A 17712-nucleotide genomic window follows, 5' to 3' on the forward strand; every position below is an offset into this window, starting at 1 on the left:
CCGAGTGTAGGCGAGATCGACCACTGGTCCGAATGCGGGATACGGCCCCGGTGGTGGATCAGCGTTCGGCGACGGCCCGCACACTGGTGCCGTTTTCGCTGGTCAGCGTGAGGGTCCGGCCGTCGATCGCGTAGTCCGCGGTGCCGTTGAACAGCTTCGTCAGCGCCTTCTCGCCGTCCATGAGTGAGTCTTCGCACATCATCCGGGTCAAGGCCGGCGCGCCGAGGGTGATATGGCCGTCGCGCACGGTGGCGTCGGCGTTCACCCGGTTGCAGCCGAGGCGGCCGGAGACGGTGCCCTCCTTCCGGTCGAAGGTGAGGTGGGCGCGCCCGTCGACGGCGGGCGTGGTGACGGTCCACTTGGTGCCGTACAGCGGGCTGTCCTCGGTCCGGCTCAGGCGCACGGTGTCGCCGGACCCGTTGGTGAGGGTGAGGCGGCCGTCGTCCACCTCGGACGTCAGGGCGCTGTCGGAGAGCGTGCGGGAGAGGGCCCGTTCGACGTCCATGGACGTGTCGTCGCAGGCCATCTCGGTGGACGTGGTGTCGCTGAGCGTGATCCGGTCGCCGTCGACGACGGCGTCGGCGCTGAAGGTGTTGCAGCCGTAGCCGCCCTCGGCCCGGCCGTTGTCGTCGAGGGTGAGGTGCGCCCCGTCGGGGGCGCGGTGGGCGGTGCCGTCGGCGGTGAGGCCGTCGATGCTCCAGCGGACGCCGGTGACCGGCTGCTCCGCCTCGGCGGTGTCACTGCCGGCGCCCGCCTTCTCGCTGCCACAGGCCGCCGCGAGCGGGACGACGAGCACGGCGAGGGCCGTCAGGGTCATGCGCTGCTGGTGCTTCTGCCTGTACATGCCGATTCGACGGGGGCGGGGAGCGAGTGGTTCCCCTCGCGCCCCGGACTCATCCCAGCAGCGGCAGGTACGGTCCGAGGTCCGCCCGTTCCCCACTGGCGCTCACCTTCGCGTCGGTCACCGCGTCCTGCCAGGCCGTCCGTCCGCCGGCCAGCCGGATCCAGGTCAGCGGGTCGGTCTCGACGACGTTCGGCGGAGTGCCCCGGGTGTGCCTCGGCCCCTCCACGCACTGCACGACCGCGTACGGCGGGATCCGCACCTCCGTGGAGCCGCCGGGGGCCTTCACGGCGAGCGCGTCGGCCAGCAGCCGGGTGCAGGCGGCCAGGGCCCGACGGTCGTACGGGACGTCGAGGCCGGGGACGGCGGCGTTCAGGTCGTCGGTGTGCACGACGAGCTCGACGGTGCGGGTGACGACGTAGTCGGCCAGCGGCAGCGCGCCCGCGCCGGTGGGGAGCAGCCGGCCGCCGGGGGCCTCGTCGAGGCGGGCGGTGAAGCGCCGCTCGGCGTCCGCGAGGTGGGCGTCGAGGTCGGGGTGGTCCGCCGCGAGCCGGCGGGCGGCGCCGGCGACGGCGTCCGCGTCGGCGGCGACGGCGGACGGCCAGTCGGCCAGCCGCCCGTCCTGCCGCGCGGGCTCGGGCTCCTCCAGCAGCCGGTCCACGGCCGTCAGCGCCGTCCCGATGTGCGCCACCAGCTCCCGTACGGTCCAGTCGCCGAGCCGGGTCGGCAGCGCGAGCTGTCCGGGGTCGAGGGTGCGCACGGCCGCCCGTACGTTCCCGAACTGCGCCAGCACGGCGGCACGGGTCTTGGCGGGGTCGTAGGAACGGGCGCGCTTCTTGGCCGGGGGCATGGGGTGAGCCTATGCGGGCCGGAAGGGGAAGTCGGAGGGCTTCGGGAGGACGACGTCCGTGCAGTGTCGGCGCTCGGTGACGTCGGTGACGTAGGCGCGGAAGGCCTTCTCGATCTCGGACGAGATCACCTTGTCGTAGCCGTGGGCGAGGGTCATGGTGTGGATCTGCGGCTGTCCGGCGCAGACGGAGGACGCCCACCAGACCGGATCCTCGCTGCTGCGGCCCGCCTCGCCGGGCTCGGCGGGTTCCGGCGTCTCGTCACCGTGGGCGCTGGTGAGCAGGACGTTCTTCGCCCTCTCCCCGGAGTAGGTGTGGAGGGAGACGAACCACTGGCCCGGCATCGTCGGCCGGGTGAGGTGGGAGTGGTCTTCGACCTCGGCGTGATAGAGGCCGGCCGCGCGCTCGGGGCCGAGCACGAGGACGCACCGCTCGTCCCAGAGCCGGTCGTCCGTGCGGCTCTGGAGAACCTGGTCCGGGAACCGGCTGCTTCGGGCGAAGCCGGCCTCGCGGTACCAGGCACAGGTGCCCTCGGCGCGGGAGGCCGGGACGGGCCCCTCGGGCAGCGCGGGGACGTCCTCCGGCGGGTCGGGCAGCCGGTCGGCGCAGCCCAGCCGGCCCGCGAGGTTGTTGGCGGTGGTCACGGCGGTCTCGGCGAGGACGTCCCGGTCGTGGTCGGTGAGCTGGCCGTTCTCCGAGAAGGGCGGCTTGGTGACCATCAGCTCGGCCCGCGCCCACAGGGCGGTGACGGGTCGCCCGTCCGCCTCGCCCCCGGCGCACGGGAGCTCGACGACGACCCCGGAGTCCGTGACGATGCCCGTGATGCCGCCGCCGAGCGGCTGGTACGGGTGGGTCGGACCGCCGTGGGGATCGAGGAGTACTTCCATCGGGTGGTCGGCGACCCGGGGTCCGTCCGCCGGCAGGACGCCCACCGCGCCGGTGAAGAACCAGCGCTCCCCGGTCCTCGTGCCGTACGCCTCGCCCGCCTCGGTGCTGAAGACCTCGCAGTCCTGCGGCAGCCCGTCGTCGAGGTCGATCGTGCCTTCCTCGGAGGAGCGGTGGGTGAGGGCGCCGCCCGCCGGGGACAGGGACAGCACCCGTCCGGCCGGGACGAGGCCCGCGCAGGCAGCGTCGATCTGCCGTCGGCCGTCGACCATCTGCCAGAGGTCCCGCCCGCACCAGCCGATGGCCACGACGGCCGCCAGACAGAGCAGCACGTTCACGGACTTGCGCACAGTGCTCGGTGTCCCCACCGTTCCCCCGGTTCCCCTCCCGCGGCCCGTCGACATGAGCGGCGACGGGCGCCGGTACTTCACGGCGGTGACCCCGCACGGTGTCGTGCGGGGTCACCGTCGGCGTACGCCCGTGCCGGTCAGGCCAGCAGGGCCGGGATCGTGGCCTCGTGTGCCTCGCGCAGCTCGGTGAGGGTGAGGGCGAACTCGCCCTGGACCTCCACCGTGTCGCCGTCGACGACGCCGACGCGGGTGGCCGGGAGGCCGCGCGCGCCGCACATGTCGGTGAAGCGGACCTCCTCCGAGCGCGGCACGGCGACGACCGCGCGCCCCGCCGACTCGGAGAACAGGAAGGTGAAGGCGTCGAGCCCGTCCGGGACGACCAGGCGCGCGCCCTTCCCCCCCAGCAGCGCCGACTCGACCACGGCCTGGACCAGACCGCCGTCCGACAGGTCGTGCGCGGAGTCGATCATGCCGTCGCGGGACGCGGAGATCAGGATCTCGGCGAGCAGGCGCTCGCGCTCCAGGTCGACCTTGGGCGGCAGGCCGCCGAGGTGGTCGTGGACGACCTGCGACCAGGCCGAGCCGCCGAACTCCTCGCGGGTGTCGCCGAGGAGGTACAGCAGGTGGCCGTCCTCCTGGAAGGCGGCCGGCGTGCGGCGGGCCACGTCGTCGATGACGCCGAGGACCGCGACCACCGGGGTCGGGTGGATGGCGGCCTCGCCGGTCTGGTTGTACAGCGAGACGTTGCCGCCGGTCACCGGGGTGCCGAGCTGCAGGCAGCCGTCCGCCAGGCCGCGTACGGCCTCCGCGAACTGCCACATGACGGCCGGGTCCTCGGGCGAGCCGAAGTTCAGGCAGTCGGAGACCGCGAGGGGCTTGGCGCCGGTGGTGGCGACGTTGCGGTACGCCTCCGCGAGGGCCAGCTGCGCGCCCGCGTACGGGTCGAGCTTGGCGTAGCGGCCGTTGCCGTCGGTGGCGATCGCGACGCCGAGGCCGGACGCCTCGTCGATGCGGATCATGCCGGAGTCCTCGGGCTGGGCGAGGACGGTGTTGCCCTGCACGAAGCGGTCGTACTGCTGGGTGATCCACTGCTTGGAGGCCTGGTTGGGCGAACCGACCAGCTTGAGGACCTGGTCCTTCAGCTCCTCGCCCGTCTCCGGGCGCGGCAGCTTGTTCGCGTCGTCCGCCTGGAGCTCGTCCTGCCAGGACGGGCGGGCGTAGGGGCGCTCGTAGACCGGGCCGTCGTGGGCGACCGTGCGCGGGTCGACGTCGACGATCTTGCCGCCGTGCCAGAAGATCTCCAGCCGGTCGCCGTCGGTCACCTCGCCGATGACGGTGGCGATGACGTCCCACTTGTCGCAGATCTCGAGGAAGCGGTCGACCTTGTCGGGCTCGACGACCGCGCACATGCGCTCCTGCGACTCGCTCATGAGGATCTCCTCGGGGGAGAGCGTCGAGTCGCGCAGGGGGACGTCGTCGAGGGTGACGCGCATGCCGCCGGAGCCGTTGGAGGCCAGCTCGGACGTGGCGCAGGACAGGCCGGCCGCGCCGAGGTCCTGGATGCCGACGACCAGCTTCTCCCGGAACGCCTCCAGGGTGCACTCGATGAGGAGCTTCTCCTGGAAGGGGTCGCCGACCTGGACGGCGGGGCGCTTGGAGGGCTTGGCGTCGTCGAAGGTCTCGGAGGCCAGGATCGAGGCGCCGCCGATGCCGTCGCCGCCGGTCCGGGCGCCGTACAGGATGACCTTGTTGCCCGCGCCGGACGCCTTCGCGAGGTGGATGTCCTCGTGCCGCATGACGCCGATGGCACCGGCGTTGACCAGCGGGTTGCCCTGGTAGCAGGCGTCGAAGACGACCTCGCCGCCGATGTTGGGCAGGCCCAGGCAGTTGCCGTAGCCGCCGATGCCGGCGACGACGCCCGGCAGGACGCGCTTGGTGTCGGGGTGGTCCGCGGCGCCGAAGCGCAGGGGGTCCACGACGGCGACCGGGCGGGCGCCCATGGCGATGATGTCGCGGACGATGCCGCCGACGCCCGTGGCCGCGCCCTGGTAGGGCTCGACGTAGGAGGGGTGGTTGTGCGACTCGACCTTGAAGGTGACCGCGTAGCCCTGGCCGACGTCGACGACACCGGCGTTCTCGCCGATGCCGACGAGGAGGGCGTCGGACTCGGGGGCCTTCTCGCCGAACTGGCGGAGGTGGACCTTGCTGCTCTTGTACGAGCAGTGCTCGGACCACATGACGGAGTACATGGCGAGTTCGGCGCCGGTCGGGCGGCGGCCGAGGATCTCCACCACCCGCTCGTACTCGTCCTTCTTCAGGCCCAGCTCGGCCCAGGGCAGCTCGACGTCGGGGGTCGCGGCCGCGTGCTCGACCGTGTCCAGAGGCGTCCGGCTCATGCGTTGACCAGCTTCTTGAGGATCGAGGTGAAGAACGGCAGGCCGTCGGTACGGCCCGTACCGATCAGCGGCTCGACGGCGTGCTCGGGGTGCGGCATCAGGCCGACGACGTTGCCGGCGGCGTTGGTGATGCCGGCGATGTCGTTGAGCGAGCCGTTGGGGTTACCGCATCCATCAGCGGCTTCGCCGCGGACCACGTAGCGGAAGGCGACCCGGCCCTCGGCCTCCAGCTCGTCCAGCGTCCGCCGGTCGGCGACGTAGCGGCCGTCCATGTTCTTCAGCGGGATGTGGATCTCCTGGCCGGCCGTGTAGTCGGTGGTCCAGGCGGTGTCCGCGTTCTCCACCCGCAGCTTCTGGTCGCGGCAGATGAAGTGCAGGTGGTCATTGCCCAGCATGCCGCCGGGGAGCAGGTGCGCCTCGGTGAGGATCTGGAAGCCGTTGCAGATGCCGAGCACGGGCATGCCCGCCCTGGCCTGGTCGATGACGGTGTCCATCACCGGCGAGAAGCGCGCGATGGCGCCGGCGCGCAGGTAGTCGCCGTAACTGAAGCCGCCGCAGAGCACCACGGCGTCGACCTGCTTGAGGTCCTTGTCCTTGTGCCAGAGGGCGACGGGCTCGGCGCCGGCGACGCGGATCGCGCGCCGGGTGTCCCGGTCGTCCAGGCTGCCCGGGAAAGTGACGACGCCGATACGAGCGGTCACTTCGCGGCCTCCGCGACGTTCTCGACCCGTACGGTGAAGTCCTCGATCACGGTGTTGGCGAGGAAGGATTCCGCAAGATCGTGGATACGGGCGAGCGCGGCCTCGTCGACCGGCCCGTCAACTTCCAGTTCGAATCGCTTTCCCTGGCGGACGTCCGAGATCCCTTCGAAACCCAGTCGCGGCAGTGCGCGCTGCACCGCCTGGCCCTGGGGGTCGAGGATCTCCGGCTTGAGCATGACGTCGACTACGACGCGTGCCACTGGCACTCCCGGTGTGTGGTGCTGAGCAGGTTCCTTCAGACTACCCGCACAAAATTTCTACGCGAGTAGAGTTGGAGGAATCTACGTGACCGCCATCACGATTCGGCATCGTCGGAGACGTCAGGGAAAAGATCCGGGAAAGATCCCCGTTCACTCGCACATCTCTATTGCGTCCCGGACACGCGGGGAGATTTAGTCGGGCTTCACAATGCAATGCCGGGCACTGTACAAATGAATTGTCATTAGCAGATACTTTGCCCGATTACAGGCGGACAGCCGACATCTCGGCGATGTCCCGGCACGTCATCACGGACGTCCGGACGAGAGGTGTCGCACGAAGGGACCGATATTCGTGGCGCAGAAGGTCGTGGTCACTCTCTTTGACGACATCGACGGCTCGGAAGCGGCGGAAACGATCGCCTTCGGTCTGGACGGCACGTCGTACGAGATCGACCTCAACGAAGCCAATGCCAGGAAGCTGCGTGCGGCCCTCGAGCCCTACGTGGACGCCGGCCGCAAGCGGTCGCGCTCCGGCAAGGCGTACCGGCAGACGGAGGTCGCCCCGGACCCGGCCGCCGTGCGCGCCTGGGCGCAGGCGAACCGGATGGACGTCCCCGCGCGCGGGCGGATCCCCAAGAAGGTCTACGAGGCGTTCGCCGCGGCGCGGTGAGCCGTCCGGGTGACCCGCCCCGACGGCCGGTCACCCGTCCCCCTCGGCAACCGACTTGCGCAGCACCCCCGCTGATCAGCTAGAGTCTGGAGCACGCCGAGGGGCGAGGCCGAAAGGCCCGGCTCACGGAGTACTTGCGGGTGTAGTTCAGTAGTAGAACATCCCCCTTCCAGGGGGAAGGCGCAGTGTGCAATTCCTGTCACCCGCTCTGCACCGCCGTACCGACCACCGCTGTGGATCAGGTAGGCTGGTGAACGCGCCGATCGGTGAGAGCCGGTCGGAGGCAATGCGGACGTAGCTCAGTTGGTAGAGCGCAACCTTGCCAAGGTTGAGGTCGCGAGTTCGAGCCTCGTCGTCCGCTCTCTGATCAAAGGCCCCGGTCATCGACCGGGGCCTTTGTCGTGCGTTCCCCGAGGCCCCGTCTGACATTTGTCATGTCCGGCGATGACACCCCGCACTGCCGGGCCGTCCCGCCCGCCGGGATGCTCGAAGCATGGAAGCGAACGAACACGAACACGTGATTGAGGTCACCGGCCTGCGACGTGTCTACGGGGGCGGGTTCGAAGCGGTCCGCGGGATCGACTTCTCCGTGCGGCGCGGGGAGGTCTTCGCCCTGCTGGGCACCAACGGCGCCGGCAAGACCTCCACCGTCGAACTGCTGGAGGGGCTCGCCGCCCCGGCCGGCGGGCGGGTCCGGGTGCTCGGCCACGATCCGTACACCGAGCGCGCCGCCGTACGGCCCCGCACCGGCGTGATGCTCCAGGAAGGCGGGTTCCCCTCCGAGTTGACCGTCGCCGAGACCGCCCGGATGTGGGCGGGGTGCGTCAGCGGGGCCCGCCCCGAACGGGAGGTGCTGGCGCTGGTCGGACTGGAGGCGAAGGCCGGCGTCCGGGTGAAGCAGCTCTCCGGGGGACAGCGGCGCCGCCTGGACCTGGCGCTCGCGCTGCTCGGCGACCCCGAGGTGCTCTTCCTCGACGAACCCACCACCGGGCTCGACGCCGAAGGCCGCCGGGACACCTGGGAGCTGGTGGGCGCGCTGCGCGACGCCGGTACGACCGTGCTGCTCACCACGCACTACCTGGAGGAGGCCGAGCACCTCGCCGACCGGCTCGCGATCATGCACGAGGGGAGCATCGCCGCCACCGGCACCCCGGCCGAGGTGACCGCCTCCGAGCCGTCCCGGATCACCTTCGAACTGCCCGAGGGCTACTTCCTGGGCGACCTGCCGCCCCTCGCCGAACTGGGCGTGAGCGACCACACGGTCGACGGCCGGACCGTCCGGCTGCGCACCCGCGAGCTGCAGCGGGCGGCCACCGGACTGCTGATGTGGGCGCACGGCGCCGGAGTGGAACTGCGCCGGCTGGACGTGCGGTCGGCATCCCTGGAGGAGGCGTTCCTCGGGATCGCCAAGGACGCGTCGGCGGGGACGACGGCGCCGAAGGAGTACGCGGCATGAGCACGACCACGACCACACCGGTGAGCCGGATGACCTCCCTCGCCCGCGCCGAACTGACGCTGCTGGGGCGGAGCAAGGGCACGCTCGTCGCCGCGCTGTTCGTCCCGCTGGTGCTGCCGCTCAGCGTGCGGTCGGCGGCCGAGGAGATGGACCTCGCCGAGGTGGGACTGACCCCCGGCGCCGTGGTGCTGCCCGCCGCCGTCGGCTTCTCCCTGCTGTTCGCCGTCTACTCCGCCCTCGTCGGCGTCTACGTCGTCCGCCGCGAGGAACTCGTCCTCAAGCGGCTGCGCACGGGTGAGCTGCGGGACGCCGAGATCCTCGGCGGGTCCGCGCTGCCGTCCGTGCTCACCGGGCTGGCGCAGTGCCTGGTGCTGATCACGGCCTGTGCGGTGCTGCTGGACATGTCCGCGCCGTCCGCGCCGCATCTGGCCGTCCTCGGCCTGCTGTCGGGGCTCGTGATGTGCGCCGCGCTCGCGGCCGTCACCGCTTCCTTCACCCGGACCGCCGAGAGCGCGCAGGTCACGCCGATGCCGCTGTTGATGATCTCGATGATCGGCTCCGGCATGTTCGTCCCGCTGGAACTGCTCCCCGACCAGGTGGCCTCCGTCTGCGAACTGCTGCCCCTGACCCCGGTCGTCACCCTGGTGCGCGGCGGCTGGACCGGCGACCTGTCGGCCTACGAGTCCCTCGGCGCCCTCGCGACGGCGGTGGCCTGGACCCTGCTGGCGGTGTTTGCTGTACGGCGGCGGTTCCGCTGGGAGCCGAGGCACTGACGCACGCGAGGGCGGGAGAGACGGGCCATGGGCAGGCCGGGCGGCTGGTGGGGGCGCAAGAGCACACCGGCGAAGATCGAGACGTACACGCGGTGGTCGTTCCACTTCATCTGCCTCAGTGAGCTGGCCGCGATCGGGCTGCCGGCCTTCGGGCGGGTGGGAGGACGGCTCGCGCTCGTCCTGTCGCTGCTGGTCGCGGCGCACACCGCGCTGGGCATGGTGGTCGTCTCCCGGGCCCTGGACTGGACCCGCGGACGGCGTCCCCAGCCGCTGCGGCTGCTGTGGGCGCTCGGCGTGCTGACCGCGGCGCTCGCGGTCGCCGCCCTCGGCATCGCGGAGCACGGGCCGTCCGGTGACGGCGTCGACGCCGCCGCCGGCTCGCTCTTCGGGGGCGTGCTCTGCTTCGGCACGGGCGTCATCGCGCTCGGGATACGCGACCGGCGGCGCGTCCTCGCCGTCGTCGGCGGGTTCGGGACCGGGACGGCCCTCGTGACCTGGCTGCTGGGCGCGCCCGTTCCCACCGCGCTGGGAACGGCCGCGCTCGTGCTGGCCGGCTCCGGTTTCATCGCCTTCACCGCGGTCTTCTCCGTCTGGCTGCTCAACGCCGTCTACGCACTCGACGAGGCGCGCGAGACCCGTGCCCGGCTCGCGGTGGCCGAGGAGCGGCTGCGGTTCGGACGGGACCTGCACGACGTGATGGGGAGGAACCTCGCCGTGATCGCGCTCAAGAGCGAGCTGGCCGTCCAGCTGGCGCGGCGCGGGCGGCCCGAGGCGGTGGAGCAGATGATCGAGGTGCAGCGGATCGCCCAGGAGTCCCAGCGGGAGGTGCGCGACGTGGTGCGCGGCTACCGGGAGATCGACCTGGAGGCCGAACTCAGCGGGGCGCGGGGGGTGCTGAGGGCGGCCGGCATCGACTGCGAGGTGAGCGGCGGGACGGGCGGGCTGCCCAGTGAAGTGCAGTCGGCCCTTGGCTGGGTCGTGCGGGAGGCGACCACCAACGTGCTGCGGCACGGGGACGCGAAGAAGTGCACCGTGTCGGTGCGGATGCCTGAGGGGCGCGTGGTGTTGACGGTGCAGAACGACGGGGCGGCGGCCCGGTCCGGGCCGGCCGGCCCGGTCGGCGTGGGCGGCTCGGGTCTGGCGGGACTGCGGGAGCGGCTGGTGGCGGTGGGCGGCACGCTGGACGCCAGGGGCGTCGGCAAGGGTGTGTTCCGGCTGGTCGCGGAGGTTCCGCTGACGGCGGAGCCGGCGCTGGAGGTCGCGTCGTGACGGACGTCGTCCGCCTGCTGCTCGCCGACGACGAGCATCTGATCCGCGGGGCGCTGGCCGCCCTGCTGTCCCTGGAGGACGACCTCCTCGTCGTCGCCGAGGCGGCCACCGGGCCGGAGGCGCTGGCGATGGCGCGGGCGCACGCCCCCGACGTCGCCGTCCTGGATCTGCAGATGCCCGGCGCGGACGGTGTGAAGGTCGCCACATCCCTGCGGGCGGAGCTGCCCGACTGCCGGGTGCTGATCGTGACCGGCCACGGGCGGCCCGGGCATCTGAAGCGGGCGCTCGCGGCGGGTGTGCGGGGGTTCGTCCCCAAAACCGTCAGCGCCCAGCGGCTCGCGGAGATCATCCGCACGGTGCACGCGGGAAACCGTTACGTCGACCCCGAGTTGGCCGCCGACGCGATCGCCGCCGGCGACTCCCCGCTGACCGCGCGCGAGGCCGAGGTGCTGGAACTCGCGGCGGACGGGGCGCCCGTGGCGGAGATCGCGGAACGGGCCGCGCTGTCCCAGGGGACCGTGCGGAACTACCTCTCCTCGGCCGTCTCGAAGCTCGGGGCGGAGAATCGCCATACGGCGGTCCGTCTCGCACGGGAGCGAGGTTGGGTATAGTGGGTGTCGCGCCACGGCGCATGCGAACGTAGCTCAGTTGGTAGAGCGCAACCTTGCCAAGGTTGAGGTCGCGAGTTCGAACCTCGTCGTTCGCTCCAGATCAGGGCCCCGGTCATCGACCGGGGCCCTCGTCGTGCGGCCCGGGGCGCTCAGCTCCAGGTGGTGCCGGTCAGGCGCTCGTACGCCTCCACGTACTTGGCGCGGGTCGCGTCCACGATGTGCTGCGGCAGCGGCGGCGGGGGCTGCTCGCTCCCGCGGTCCCAGCCCGACTCGGCGGAGGTCAGCCAGTCCCGCACGAACTGCTTGTCGTACGACGGCTGCGCGCGGCCCGGCTCCCACCGCTCGGCCGGCCAGAAGCGGGAGGAGTCCGGGGTGAGCACCTCGTCCGCGAGGACCAGTGCCTCGCCGTCGAAGCCGAACTCGAACTTGGTGTCCGCGAGGATGATCCCCCGGTCGCGGGCGACGTCCCGGGCGCGGGAGTAGGCGGCGAGGGTCGCCTGGCGCAGCTGGGCGGCGGTCTCCGCGCCGACCTGGCGGGCTACCTCCTCGTAGGGGACGTTCTCGTCGTGCTCGCCGACGGCGGCCTTGGTGGCCGGGGTGAAGATCGGGGCGGGCAGTTCGGAGCCGTCGACCAGGCCCTCGGGGAGGGCGAGGCCGCAGACCGTGCGGGACTCGTCGTACTCGGCCAGGCCCGAGCCGGTGAGGTAGCCGCGGGCCACGCACTCCACCGGGACCATGTTCAGGGACTTGCAGACCAGGGTGCGGCCCGCCCAGTCGTCGGGGGCGCCGGCCGGCGGCTCGGTGCTCAGGACGTGGTGCGGGAGCAGGTCGGCGAGCTGGTCGAACCACCACAGGGAGAGCTGGGTGAGGACCCGGCCCTTGTCGGGGATCTCGGTCGGCAGCACCCAGTCGTAGGCGGAGATGCGGTCACTGGCGACCATCACGAGGTCGCCCGCCTCGTTCCGGTACAGCTCGCGCACCTTGCCGGTGTGCAGATGCACCAGACCCGGAACCTGGATCGGCTCGGGCTTTTCGACGAATCCGGACACGGTTTCTCCCTGTGGTTCTGTCCAAGTGACTCGATTCTCCCGTATGCGCGGGTCGGATCGCGTGCGGGGTGGCGGCGGACGGGTCAGTCGCGTTTGCAGATGCGGTCCAGGAGGTTGGCGGTGGCGCGCTGGACGCGGGGGTCGGTGTGGCCCGGGCGGTCCAGGGCGGGGGACCAGGCGAAGGTGCCGGAGGCGAAGACCCAGGCGCCGGAGGGGGCCCGGTAGAGGGACGTCTCCTGGTGGCGGCGGACGCCCCGGCGGTCGGTGTACGGGGAGTGGGCGAGCAGCACGCGCTCCTCGTGCTCCGGCAGCGGGGTGCGCGGGTGGTAGCGGTCGGCCTCGGCCGCGACCAGGCCCTCGATGCCGTCGCCCTCGTGCGCGCCGGTCGCCTCCCACATCCAGTGGCCGGCGTTGCGGACGATCAGCGGGTGCGGCTCCGGGACGGGACCGGCGTACTGGATGCCCAGCAGTTGCTGCTCGGCGCGGTCCTGCTCCCGCCACAGCGCGGGTCTGCCCGGGCCCCGGCGCTTGCGGCAGGTCAGCAGGCGGGCGGGGCCGGACGGCGAGGGGGCGAGCTCCACCTGCCAGTACAGGGTGTTGGCGGAGAGGAAGACCAGGGACGTGCCGTGCTCACGGGCGTGTTCCACGGCGGTGCGCATGGGCGCCGACCAGTACTCGTCGTGGCCGGGGAAGATCAGGCCCCGGTAGCGGGTGGGGTCGATCCGGCCGGCGTGCAGGTCGCGGGCGTCCGCGTAGGCGAGGTCGTAGCCGTAGCGCTCGGCCCAGCGGATGACGTCGTAGGCGTGGCCGACGTGCAGCGGGAGGCCGGCGCCCGCGTACGGGCGGTCGAAGGAGACGGTGGTGGCGGCGTCCGCCTCGCCGAGCAGCCGGCCCTGCTCGTCCCAGGCGTGGTAGAGGCTCGCGCCGGTACGGCCGTCCTCCGGGTAGAGGTTGTACGCCTGCCAGGTGATGTCGGGCAGGACCAGGAGGAGGTCGGCCGGGCGGTTGTCGCGGACGGTGAACGGGATGTGCGAGCGGTAGCCGTCGGCGGTGGTGAGGACGGCGACGTACGCGCCGACGCTCCAGTACGACGGGACCGGCAGCCGCCAGGACAGCCACCAGTGGTGGCAGGAGACGGTGCGGTCGGCGGTGAGCGGCGCCGGCTGCACGATGCCGGAGAGGCGGGGGCTGGAGGTGATCTTGGTGGCGCCGTGGCCGCCGTAGTGGCCGATGCGGTAGACGTCGACGTCGAACGGCTGGGGCGGATCGACGGTGATGTGGAAGTCGATGGACTCACCGGGGGCGACCGCGCCGGTGGAGGCGAAGCCCTTGATCTGGCGGTGCACGTCGTCGGCGGCGCGGGGTCCGACGGAATCGGAGGCACGGGGGCCGGGGATCCTCAGGCCGCCCTGTTTCGGGACGCGGGCGGCGGCGGCCCGTTCCGCGTCCGTGTACGGCTCCGGTTCCACGTACCAGGGGACGACCCGGCCGCTGTCGTCGACGTACGTCTCGCTGCCGCGCAGCCACGGGAGGGGGCCCTGCCCGAAGGGATCGTTCACGGCGTGTGCCAGTGCTCCCGACTCCCAGCGGCGGATCTGCTCCGAGCCCATGGTCGCTCCCCTCCCTCGTGCCCCCGGTCGCGGTGCGGTGCGTGGTGCTGTCCGGCAGTCGGCCGGCGCCTGCCGCCAGTTATGTGCTTGTCGTATGTCGCGCGCTCTTGCCCGTGAGCGCGAACGGTCCAAGCACACCACATTGCGCGCGCACTACGTCACCGTTCGTTTTGAATTGACCGAAAGCGGAAGGGTGAGCTCCAAGGGCTCCGGGACGGGGGCGGGCCGTCGGTTCAGACGAGCCGTACGGGCTTCTCGGGGCGTATGCCCTGCCGGGTCAGCCACCGCCGGAGGGCCGCCGGGTCGCCGTCCTCGATGAGGGCCAGGATCCGGGGGGAGAGGTCCGCGGCGCGCACCCCGCCGAGGAGCAGCGTGGGCCCGTCGAGCCAGTCCAGTCCGGGGACGGCGCCCGCGGTGTCCATCGCCGCGCAGCAGATCATCGCCGCGATGTGATCGGCCAGCAGCTCCCGGCCGGCCCGCGGGGGCTGGAGGGGGAAGAGGGGGAGCGCCTGGTCGTCCCGGAGGGGGAGGGGGTCCGGGGCGCCGTCCGTGCGGACGCCGGATGCGGAGGACGCCACCGCCGCCTCCTCCCGGGCCAGCTCGGCACTCAGCCGGGCGGCGAGGGCGGCACTGCGGGGGGTGGCCGCGGCCTGGTCCTCGTCGTCGGGGGCGGGAGCCGACGGCAGGCCGAGGCCCGTGGACGGTGTGGGCGCGTGGGCTTCCTCACGGGTGGTCAGGTGGGTCAGGACCCGGGAGAGGGTGGGGGCGCCGGGGGCGAGGGGCTCGCCGGGGGCGGCGGGGACGTGGAGCGCGTCCAGGACGCGGTGCAGGCGGGCGGTGTCGGTGCGCCACTTGCGGTCGACGACCTCCTCCGGATAGTCGCCCCAGTGGACCGGGGACCACTCCGGACCGGTTTCCGCGGGCCCGCCGTGGAAGAGGCGGGCGGCGAGGAGCGACGTGGCCTCGTCCACCGTGCCGGGCTCTTCCAGCAGGTCACACGCCGGACGCTCGCCGAGGCGGGAGGCGAAGCCCTCCGCCAGCCGGTCCCGGCGGGACAGCTCGGTCAGCGCCGCCACCACCCCCGCGTTGAGCCGCGAGGGCCAGCGGCCCATCCGCCAGGCCGGCAGCGCGACCCGGGTGAGCAGCCGGTCCCAGCCCGCGTACGCCAGACCCACCTGCTCCTGGGCGACGATCCGCAGCCCGTGGTCCACGGTCTGCGCACGCGCGGCCGCCGCCGCGGCGACCCCGCGCTCCATCTCCACGGCGTGCGCCCGGCAGCCGCGCAACAGCAGACGGGCGACCCGGCCGACGCCCGCGCGCACCCCGCGGGCCACCGGTCCCCGGCGGGGCGCCGAGGTCACGGCCACCGCGGCGTCCAGCCCCCGCACGAAGCGCCGGGCGGCGGCTATGTCCGGGTGCGCCGACGGTCCCGTGCCGGCGACGACCGGGGCGAGGACCGCGCGCAGCTCGCCCACCCGCATCCACCACAGGAACGGGGAGCCGATCACCAGCACGGGCGCCGCGGCGGCCCCGCCCCGGGCGGACCGCCCCCCACCGGCCATGCCGCCGTGCTCCTCGGCGGACAGGGGGCCGTGGGCCGGGTGGGTGCGGTCCTCCAGCCAGCTGTCGCAGTCCGGGGTGAGCGCTATCGCGGAGGGGGCGGGAACGCCGAGCCGGTCGGCGAGGTCGCGCACCATCCGGTACAGGTCCGGGGCCGCGTCCTCGGCGACGGGGACCGTGGGGCTCATGGCGGGCCGGGCCCGCGCGACGACCAGGGCGACACCGGCGGCGACGAGCAGGACCAGCACCGCGACCGGTGTGAGGATCCGGCGGGCGAGGTCCCAGCCGCCGCCCGGCAGATGGCCGGTGGACCCGCCGACGAGCAGGATCACGGCGCCGGCGGCCGGCAGCAGCGCGACGGCCAGCGCCCGGCTCCGGACGCGCAGCACGGCCAGCGCGTGCGACCGCGCGGTCCGCGCGCCCGCCTCCGCTCCCGTTCCGCTTCCGCTCATGGCCCGACCTCTCCCCCTCCCGGCGGTCGTGATGCTGTCCCGGCGTTGCCCACTCCCCCACTGTGGCACCCGCCACCGACATCGCAATGCCGATGGGCCAAGTGCCGGAACGCTTGCGCGGCACCATAGTTGGGGCCCCGGCTGCCGTCAGCCGGATGGCGCATCGCTCACCCGATGGAATGGCTTTGGGGAGAGGTGGAGGACGGACGGCAAGGGTCAGGCCCCGGATCCTGAGACGGATCCGGGGCCTGCGGGGTGCATCGGCGCCGGGAGCGGACCGGCCCGTACGGCTACGCCTCCCGCGCCGCCTTCGCCGCGATGTCCGTGCGGTGCTGGGAGCCGTCGAGGCCGATGCGGGACACCGCGCGGTAGGCGCGGTCGCGGGCCTCGGTGAGGTCCTTGCCGGTCGCGGTGACGGACAGCACGCGCCCGCCCGCGCTGACGACCGCGTCGCCGTCCCGTTTCGTCCCCGCGTGCAGCACGTACGCGTGCGGGGCGTCCTGGGCGGCGATCTCGTCCAGGCCCGTGATCGGGTCGCCGGTGCGCGGGGCGCCGGGGTAGTTGTGCGAGGCGACGACCACGGTGACCGCGGCCTCGTCGCTCCAGCGCGTCGGCTCCAGGTGGGCGAGGTTGCCGGTGGCGGCGGCCATCAGCAGACCGCCCAGCGGGGTCTTCAGCCGGGCCAGGACCACCTGGGTCTCGGGGTCGCCGAAGCGGGCGTTGAACTCGATCACGCGGACCCCGCGCGAGGTGATCGCCAGACCGGCGTAGAGCAGTCCGGAGAACGGGGTGCCGCGGCGCCGCATCTCGTCCACCGTCGGCTGGAGGACCGTCTCCACGACCTCGTCGACCAGCTTGGGGTCGGCCCACGGCAGCGGGGAGTACGCCCCCATGCCGCCGGTGTTCGGGCCCTCGTCGCCGTCCAGCGCGCGCTTGAAGTCCTGGGCGGGCTGGAGCGGTACGACCGTCTCGCCGTCGGTGATCGCGAAGAGGGAGACCTCGGGGCCGTCGAGGAACTCCTCGATGACCACCCGCTCGCACCCGCCGGCGTGCGCGCGGGCCGCCTCGAGGTCGTCGGTGACGACGACGCCCTTGCCGGCCGCGAGCCCGTCGTCCTTGACGACGTAGGGGGCGCCGAACGCGCTGAGGGCGGCGTCGACCTCCTCGGGCGTGGTGCAGACGTAGCTGCGGGCGGTGGGCACGCCGGCCCCCGCCATGACGTCCTTGGCGAAGGCCTTGGAGCCCTCGAGCCGCGCGGCCTCCTTGGAGGGGCCGAAGACCGGGATGCCCGCGTCGCGCACGGCGTCGGCGACACCGGCGACGAGGGGCGCCTCCGGGCCGACCACCACGAGGTCGGCGCCGAGCCGGGTGGCCAGCGCGGACACGGCCGCGCCGTCGAGGGCGTCGACCTGGTGCAGCTCGGCGACCTCGGCGATGCCGGCGTTGCCGGGGGCGCAGTGCAGCGCGGTGACGTCGGGGTCGAGGGACAGGGAGTGGCACAGGGCGTGTTCGCGGGCGCCGCTGCCGATGACGAGGACCTTCACGGGGGTCAGCCTAACGGGAGCCGGCGGGTTCGCCTTGTGCGGGCTTCCGAAGGAGCGGGAGGACGCCGTTCGTACGTTCCTCCCAACCGCTCCCGGTCGCTAGTCGTTCGTGAACTCCTCGACGACCGTCGCGCCCAGTTCGCGGACGAGCAGCTCCTGTCCGGAGAGGGCGGACTCGTCCAGGTCGGGGTCGTCGTCCTCGGGGACGTCGTCCTCGGGCGAGACGGGGGGCGGCGGCTCCGGGGCGGACGGGCGGGGGGCCGGGGCGGGCGTGGAGACCGCCGGGGCGCTCGCCGCCGGCTGCGCGGGCGCGGCGGCCGGGGCGCTCGGCGGGGGGGCGGAGGGCCGCTGGCCGCCTCCGGGGCCGCCGTACCCGCCGCCGGCGCGGCCGACGGCGGGCGCCCCGGCCGGGGCCGGCGCCGCCATGCCTCCCCCGC

15 protein-coding genes, 3 tRNA genes and 1 pseudogene are annotated in these 17712 nt (G+C 73.2%); 8 read left to right on the forward strand and 11 right to left on the reverse strand.

Annotation, left to right across the window (positions count from 1 at the left end; all coding sequences use genetic code 11):
• Positions 1-58 precede the first annotated feature (58 nt).
• The 6 genes from ADK41_RS31125 to purS all read right to left on the reverse strand — a co-directional run bounded on the left by ADK41_RS31125 (position 59) and on the right by purS (position 6281).
• Positions 59-844 carry an META domain-containing protein gene (locus tag ADK41_RS31125; protein ID WP_030820416.1) on the reverse strand — a complete coding sequence of 262 codons (786 nt, stop codon included), beginning with the start codon at positions 842-844 and terminating at the stop codon, positions 59-61.
• 49 nt (positions 845-893) lie between these two features.
• The gene (locus ADK41_RS31130) at positions 894-1691 is read right to left on the reverse strand and encodes a maleylpyruvate isomerase family mycothiol-dependent enzyme (protein ID WP_030820415.1); all 798 of its coding nucleotides are present in this window, start codon (positions 1689-1691) and stop codon (positions 894-896) included.
• 9 nt (positions 1692-1700) lie between these two features.
• Entirely contained in the window at positions 1701-2924 is a 1224-nt protein-coding gene (locus ADK41_RS31135; protein WP_030820414.1) for a hypothetical protein, read from the reverse strand.
• Between the two features lie 137 nt (positions 2925-3061).
• Positions 3062-5320 carry a phosphoribosylformylglycinamidine synthase subunit PurL gene (gene purL, locus ADK41_RS31140; protein WP_037803497.1) on the reverse strand — a complete coding sequence of 753 codons (2259 nt, stop codon included), beginning with the start codon at positions 5318-5320 and terminating at the stop codon, positions 3062-3064.
• Positions 5317-6021 (reverse strand): phosphoribosylformylglycinamidine synthase subunit PurQ, encoded by a 705-nt coding sequence (gene purQ / locus ADK41_RS31145; protein WP_030820413.1) that lies wholly within the window; start codon positions 6019-6021, stop codon positions 5317-5319. The genes purL and purQ overlap by 4 nt, the downstream gene beginning before the upstream one ends.
• The gene (purS, locus tag ADK41_RS31150; RefSeq protein WP_030820412.1) at positions 6018-6281 is read right to left on the reverse strand and encodes a phosphoribosylformylglycinamidine synthase subunit PurS; all 264 of its coding nucleotides are present in this window, start codon (positions 6279-6281) and stop codon (positions 6018-6020) included. Before purS ends, purQ begins: the two co-directional genes overlap by 4 nt.
• A 352-nt stretch (positions 6282-6633) precedes the next feature.
• Here purS and ADK41_RS31155 point away from each other — a divergent pair, with 352 nt between their 5' ends.
• From ADK41_RS31155 to ADK41_RS31190, 8 genes are all read left to right on the forward strand, one after another.
• Positions 6634-6951 (forward strand): histone-like nucleoid-structuring protein Lsr2, encoded by a 318-nt coding sequence (locus ADK41_RS31155; protein ID WP_030820411.1) that lies wholly within the window; start codon positions 6634-6636, stop codon positions 6949-6951.
• A 136-nt stretch (positions 6952-7087) separates the two neighbouring features.
• Positions 7088-7159 (forward strand) — tRNA-Gly (locus ADK41_RS31160).
• An 80-nt stretch (positions 7160-7239) separates the two neighbouring features.
• Positions 7240-7312 (forward strand) — tRNA-Gly (locus ADK41_RS31165).
• Between the two features lie 132 nt (positions 7313-7444).
• Positions 7445-8407, forward strand: coding sequence for an ABC transporter ATP-binding protein (locus ADK41_RS31170; RefSeq protein ID WP_030820410.1), 963 nt, complete (start codon positions 7445-7447; stop codon positions 8405-8407).
• Positions 8404-9180 (forward strand): ABC transporter permease, encoded by a 777-nt coding sequence (locus tag ADK41_RS31175; RefSeq protein WP_030820409.1) that lies wholly within the window; start codon positions 8404-8406, stop codon positions 9178-9180. Before ADK41_RS31170 ends, ADK41_RS31175 begins: the two co-directional genes overlap by 4 nt.
• Before the next feature lie 27 nt (positions 9181-9207).
• Positions 9208-10449, forward strand: a complete 1242-nt coding sequence (locus tag ADK41_RS31180; protein ID WP_030820408.1) for a sensor histidine kinase — start codon at positions 9208-9210, stop codon at positions 10447-10449.
• Entirely contained in the window at positions 10446-11060 is a 615-nt protein-coding gene (locus tag ADK41_RS31185) for a response regulator transcription factor (RefSeq protein WP_030820406.1), read from the forward strand. Before ADK41_RS31180 ends, ADK41_RS31185 begins: the two co-directional genes overlap by 4 nt.
• Positions 11061-11082: 22 nt before the next feature.
• Positions 11083-11158 (forward strand) — tRNA-Gly (locus tag ADK41_RS31190).
• Positions 11159-11209: 51 nt separating this feature from the next.
• Here ADK41_RS31190 and ADK41_RS31195 read toward each other — a convergent pair.
• From ADK41_RS31195 to ADK41_RS31215, 5 genes and pseudogenes are all read right to left on the reverse strand, one after another.
• Positions 11210-12109 carry a phosphoribosylaminoimidazolesuccinocarboxamide synthase gene (locus ADK41_RS31195; RefSeq protein WP_030820404.1) on the reverse strand — a complete coding sequence of 300 codons (900 nt, stop codon included), beginning with the start codon at positions 12107-12109 and terminating at the stop codon, positions 11210-11212.
• Positions 12110-12192: 83 nt separating this feature from the next.
• Positions 12193-13719 carry a N,N-dimethylformamidase beta subunit family domain-containing protein gene (locus ADK41_RS31200; protein WP_030820402.1) on the reverse strand — a complete coding sequence of 509 codons (1527 nt, stop codon included), beginning with the start codon at positions 13717-13719 and terminating at the stop codon, positions 12193-12195.
• 233 nt (positions 13720-13952) lie between these two features.
• Positions 13953-15731: a membrane protein gene (locus tag ADK41_RS31205; protein WP_030820400.1), complete on the reverse strand. Its 1779-nt coding sequence runs from the start codon at positions 15729-15731 to the stop codon at positions 13953-13955.
• Between the two features lie 290 nt (positions 15732-16021).
• On the reverse strand, positions 16022-17275 hold the full coding sequence (gene purD, locus ADK41_RS31210) for a phosphoribosylamine--glycine ligase (protein ID WP_030820398.1): 1254 nt from the start codon (positions 17273-17275) through the stop codon (positions 16022-16024).
• Between the two features lie 99 nt (positions 17276-17374).
• Positions 17375-17712 (reverse strand): annotated as a pseudogene (locus tag ADK41_RS31215) (DNA polymerase III subunit gamma and tau); the annotation flags it as partial.

It is taken from the genome of Streptomyces caelestis, assembly GCF_001279005.1.
In the GTDB taxonomy this organism is placed as follows: Bacteria; Actinomycetota; Actinomycetes; order Streptomycetales; family Streptomycetaceae; genus Streptomyces; species Streptomyces heliomycini.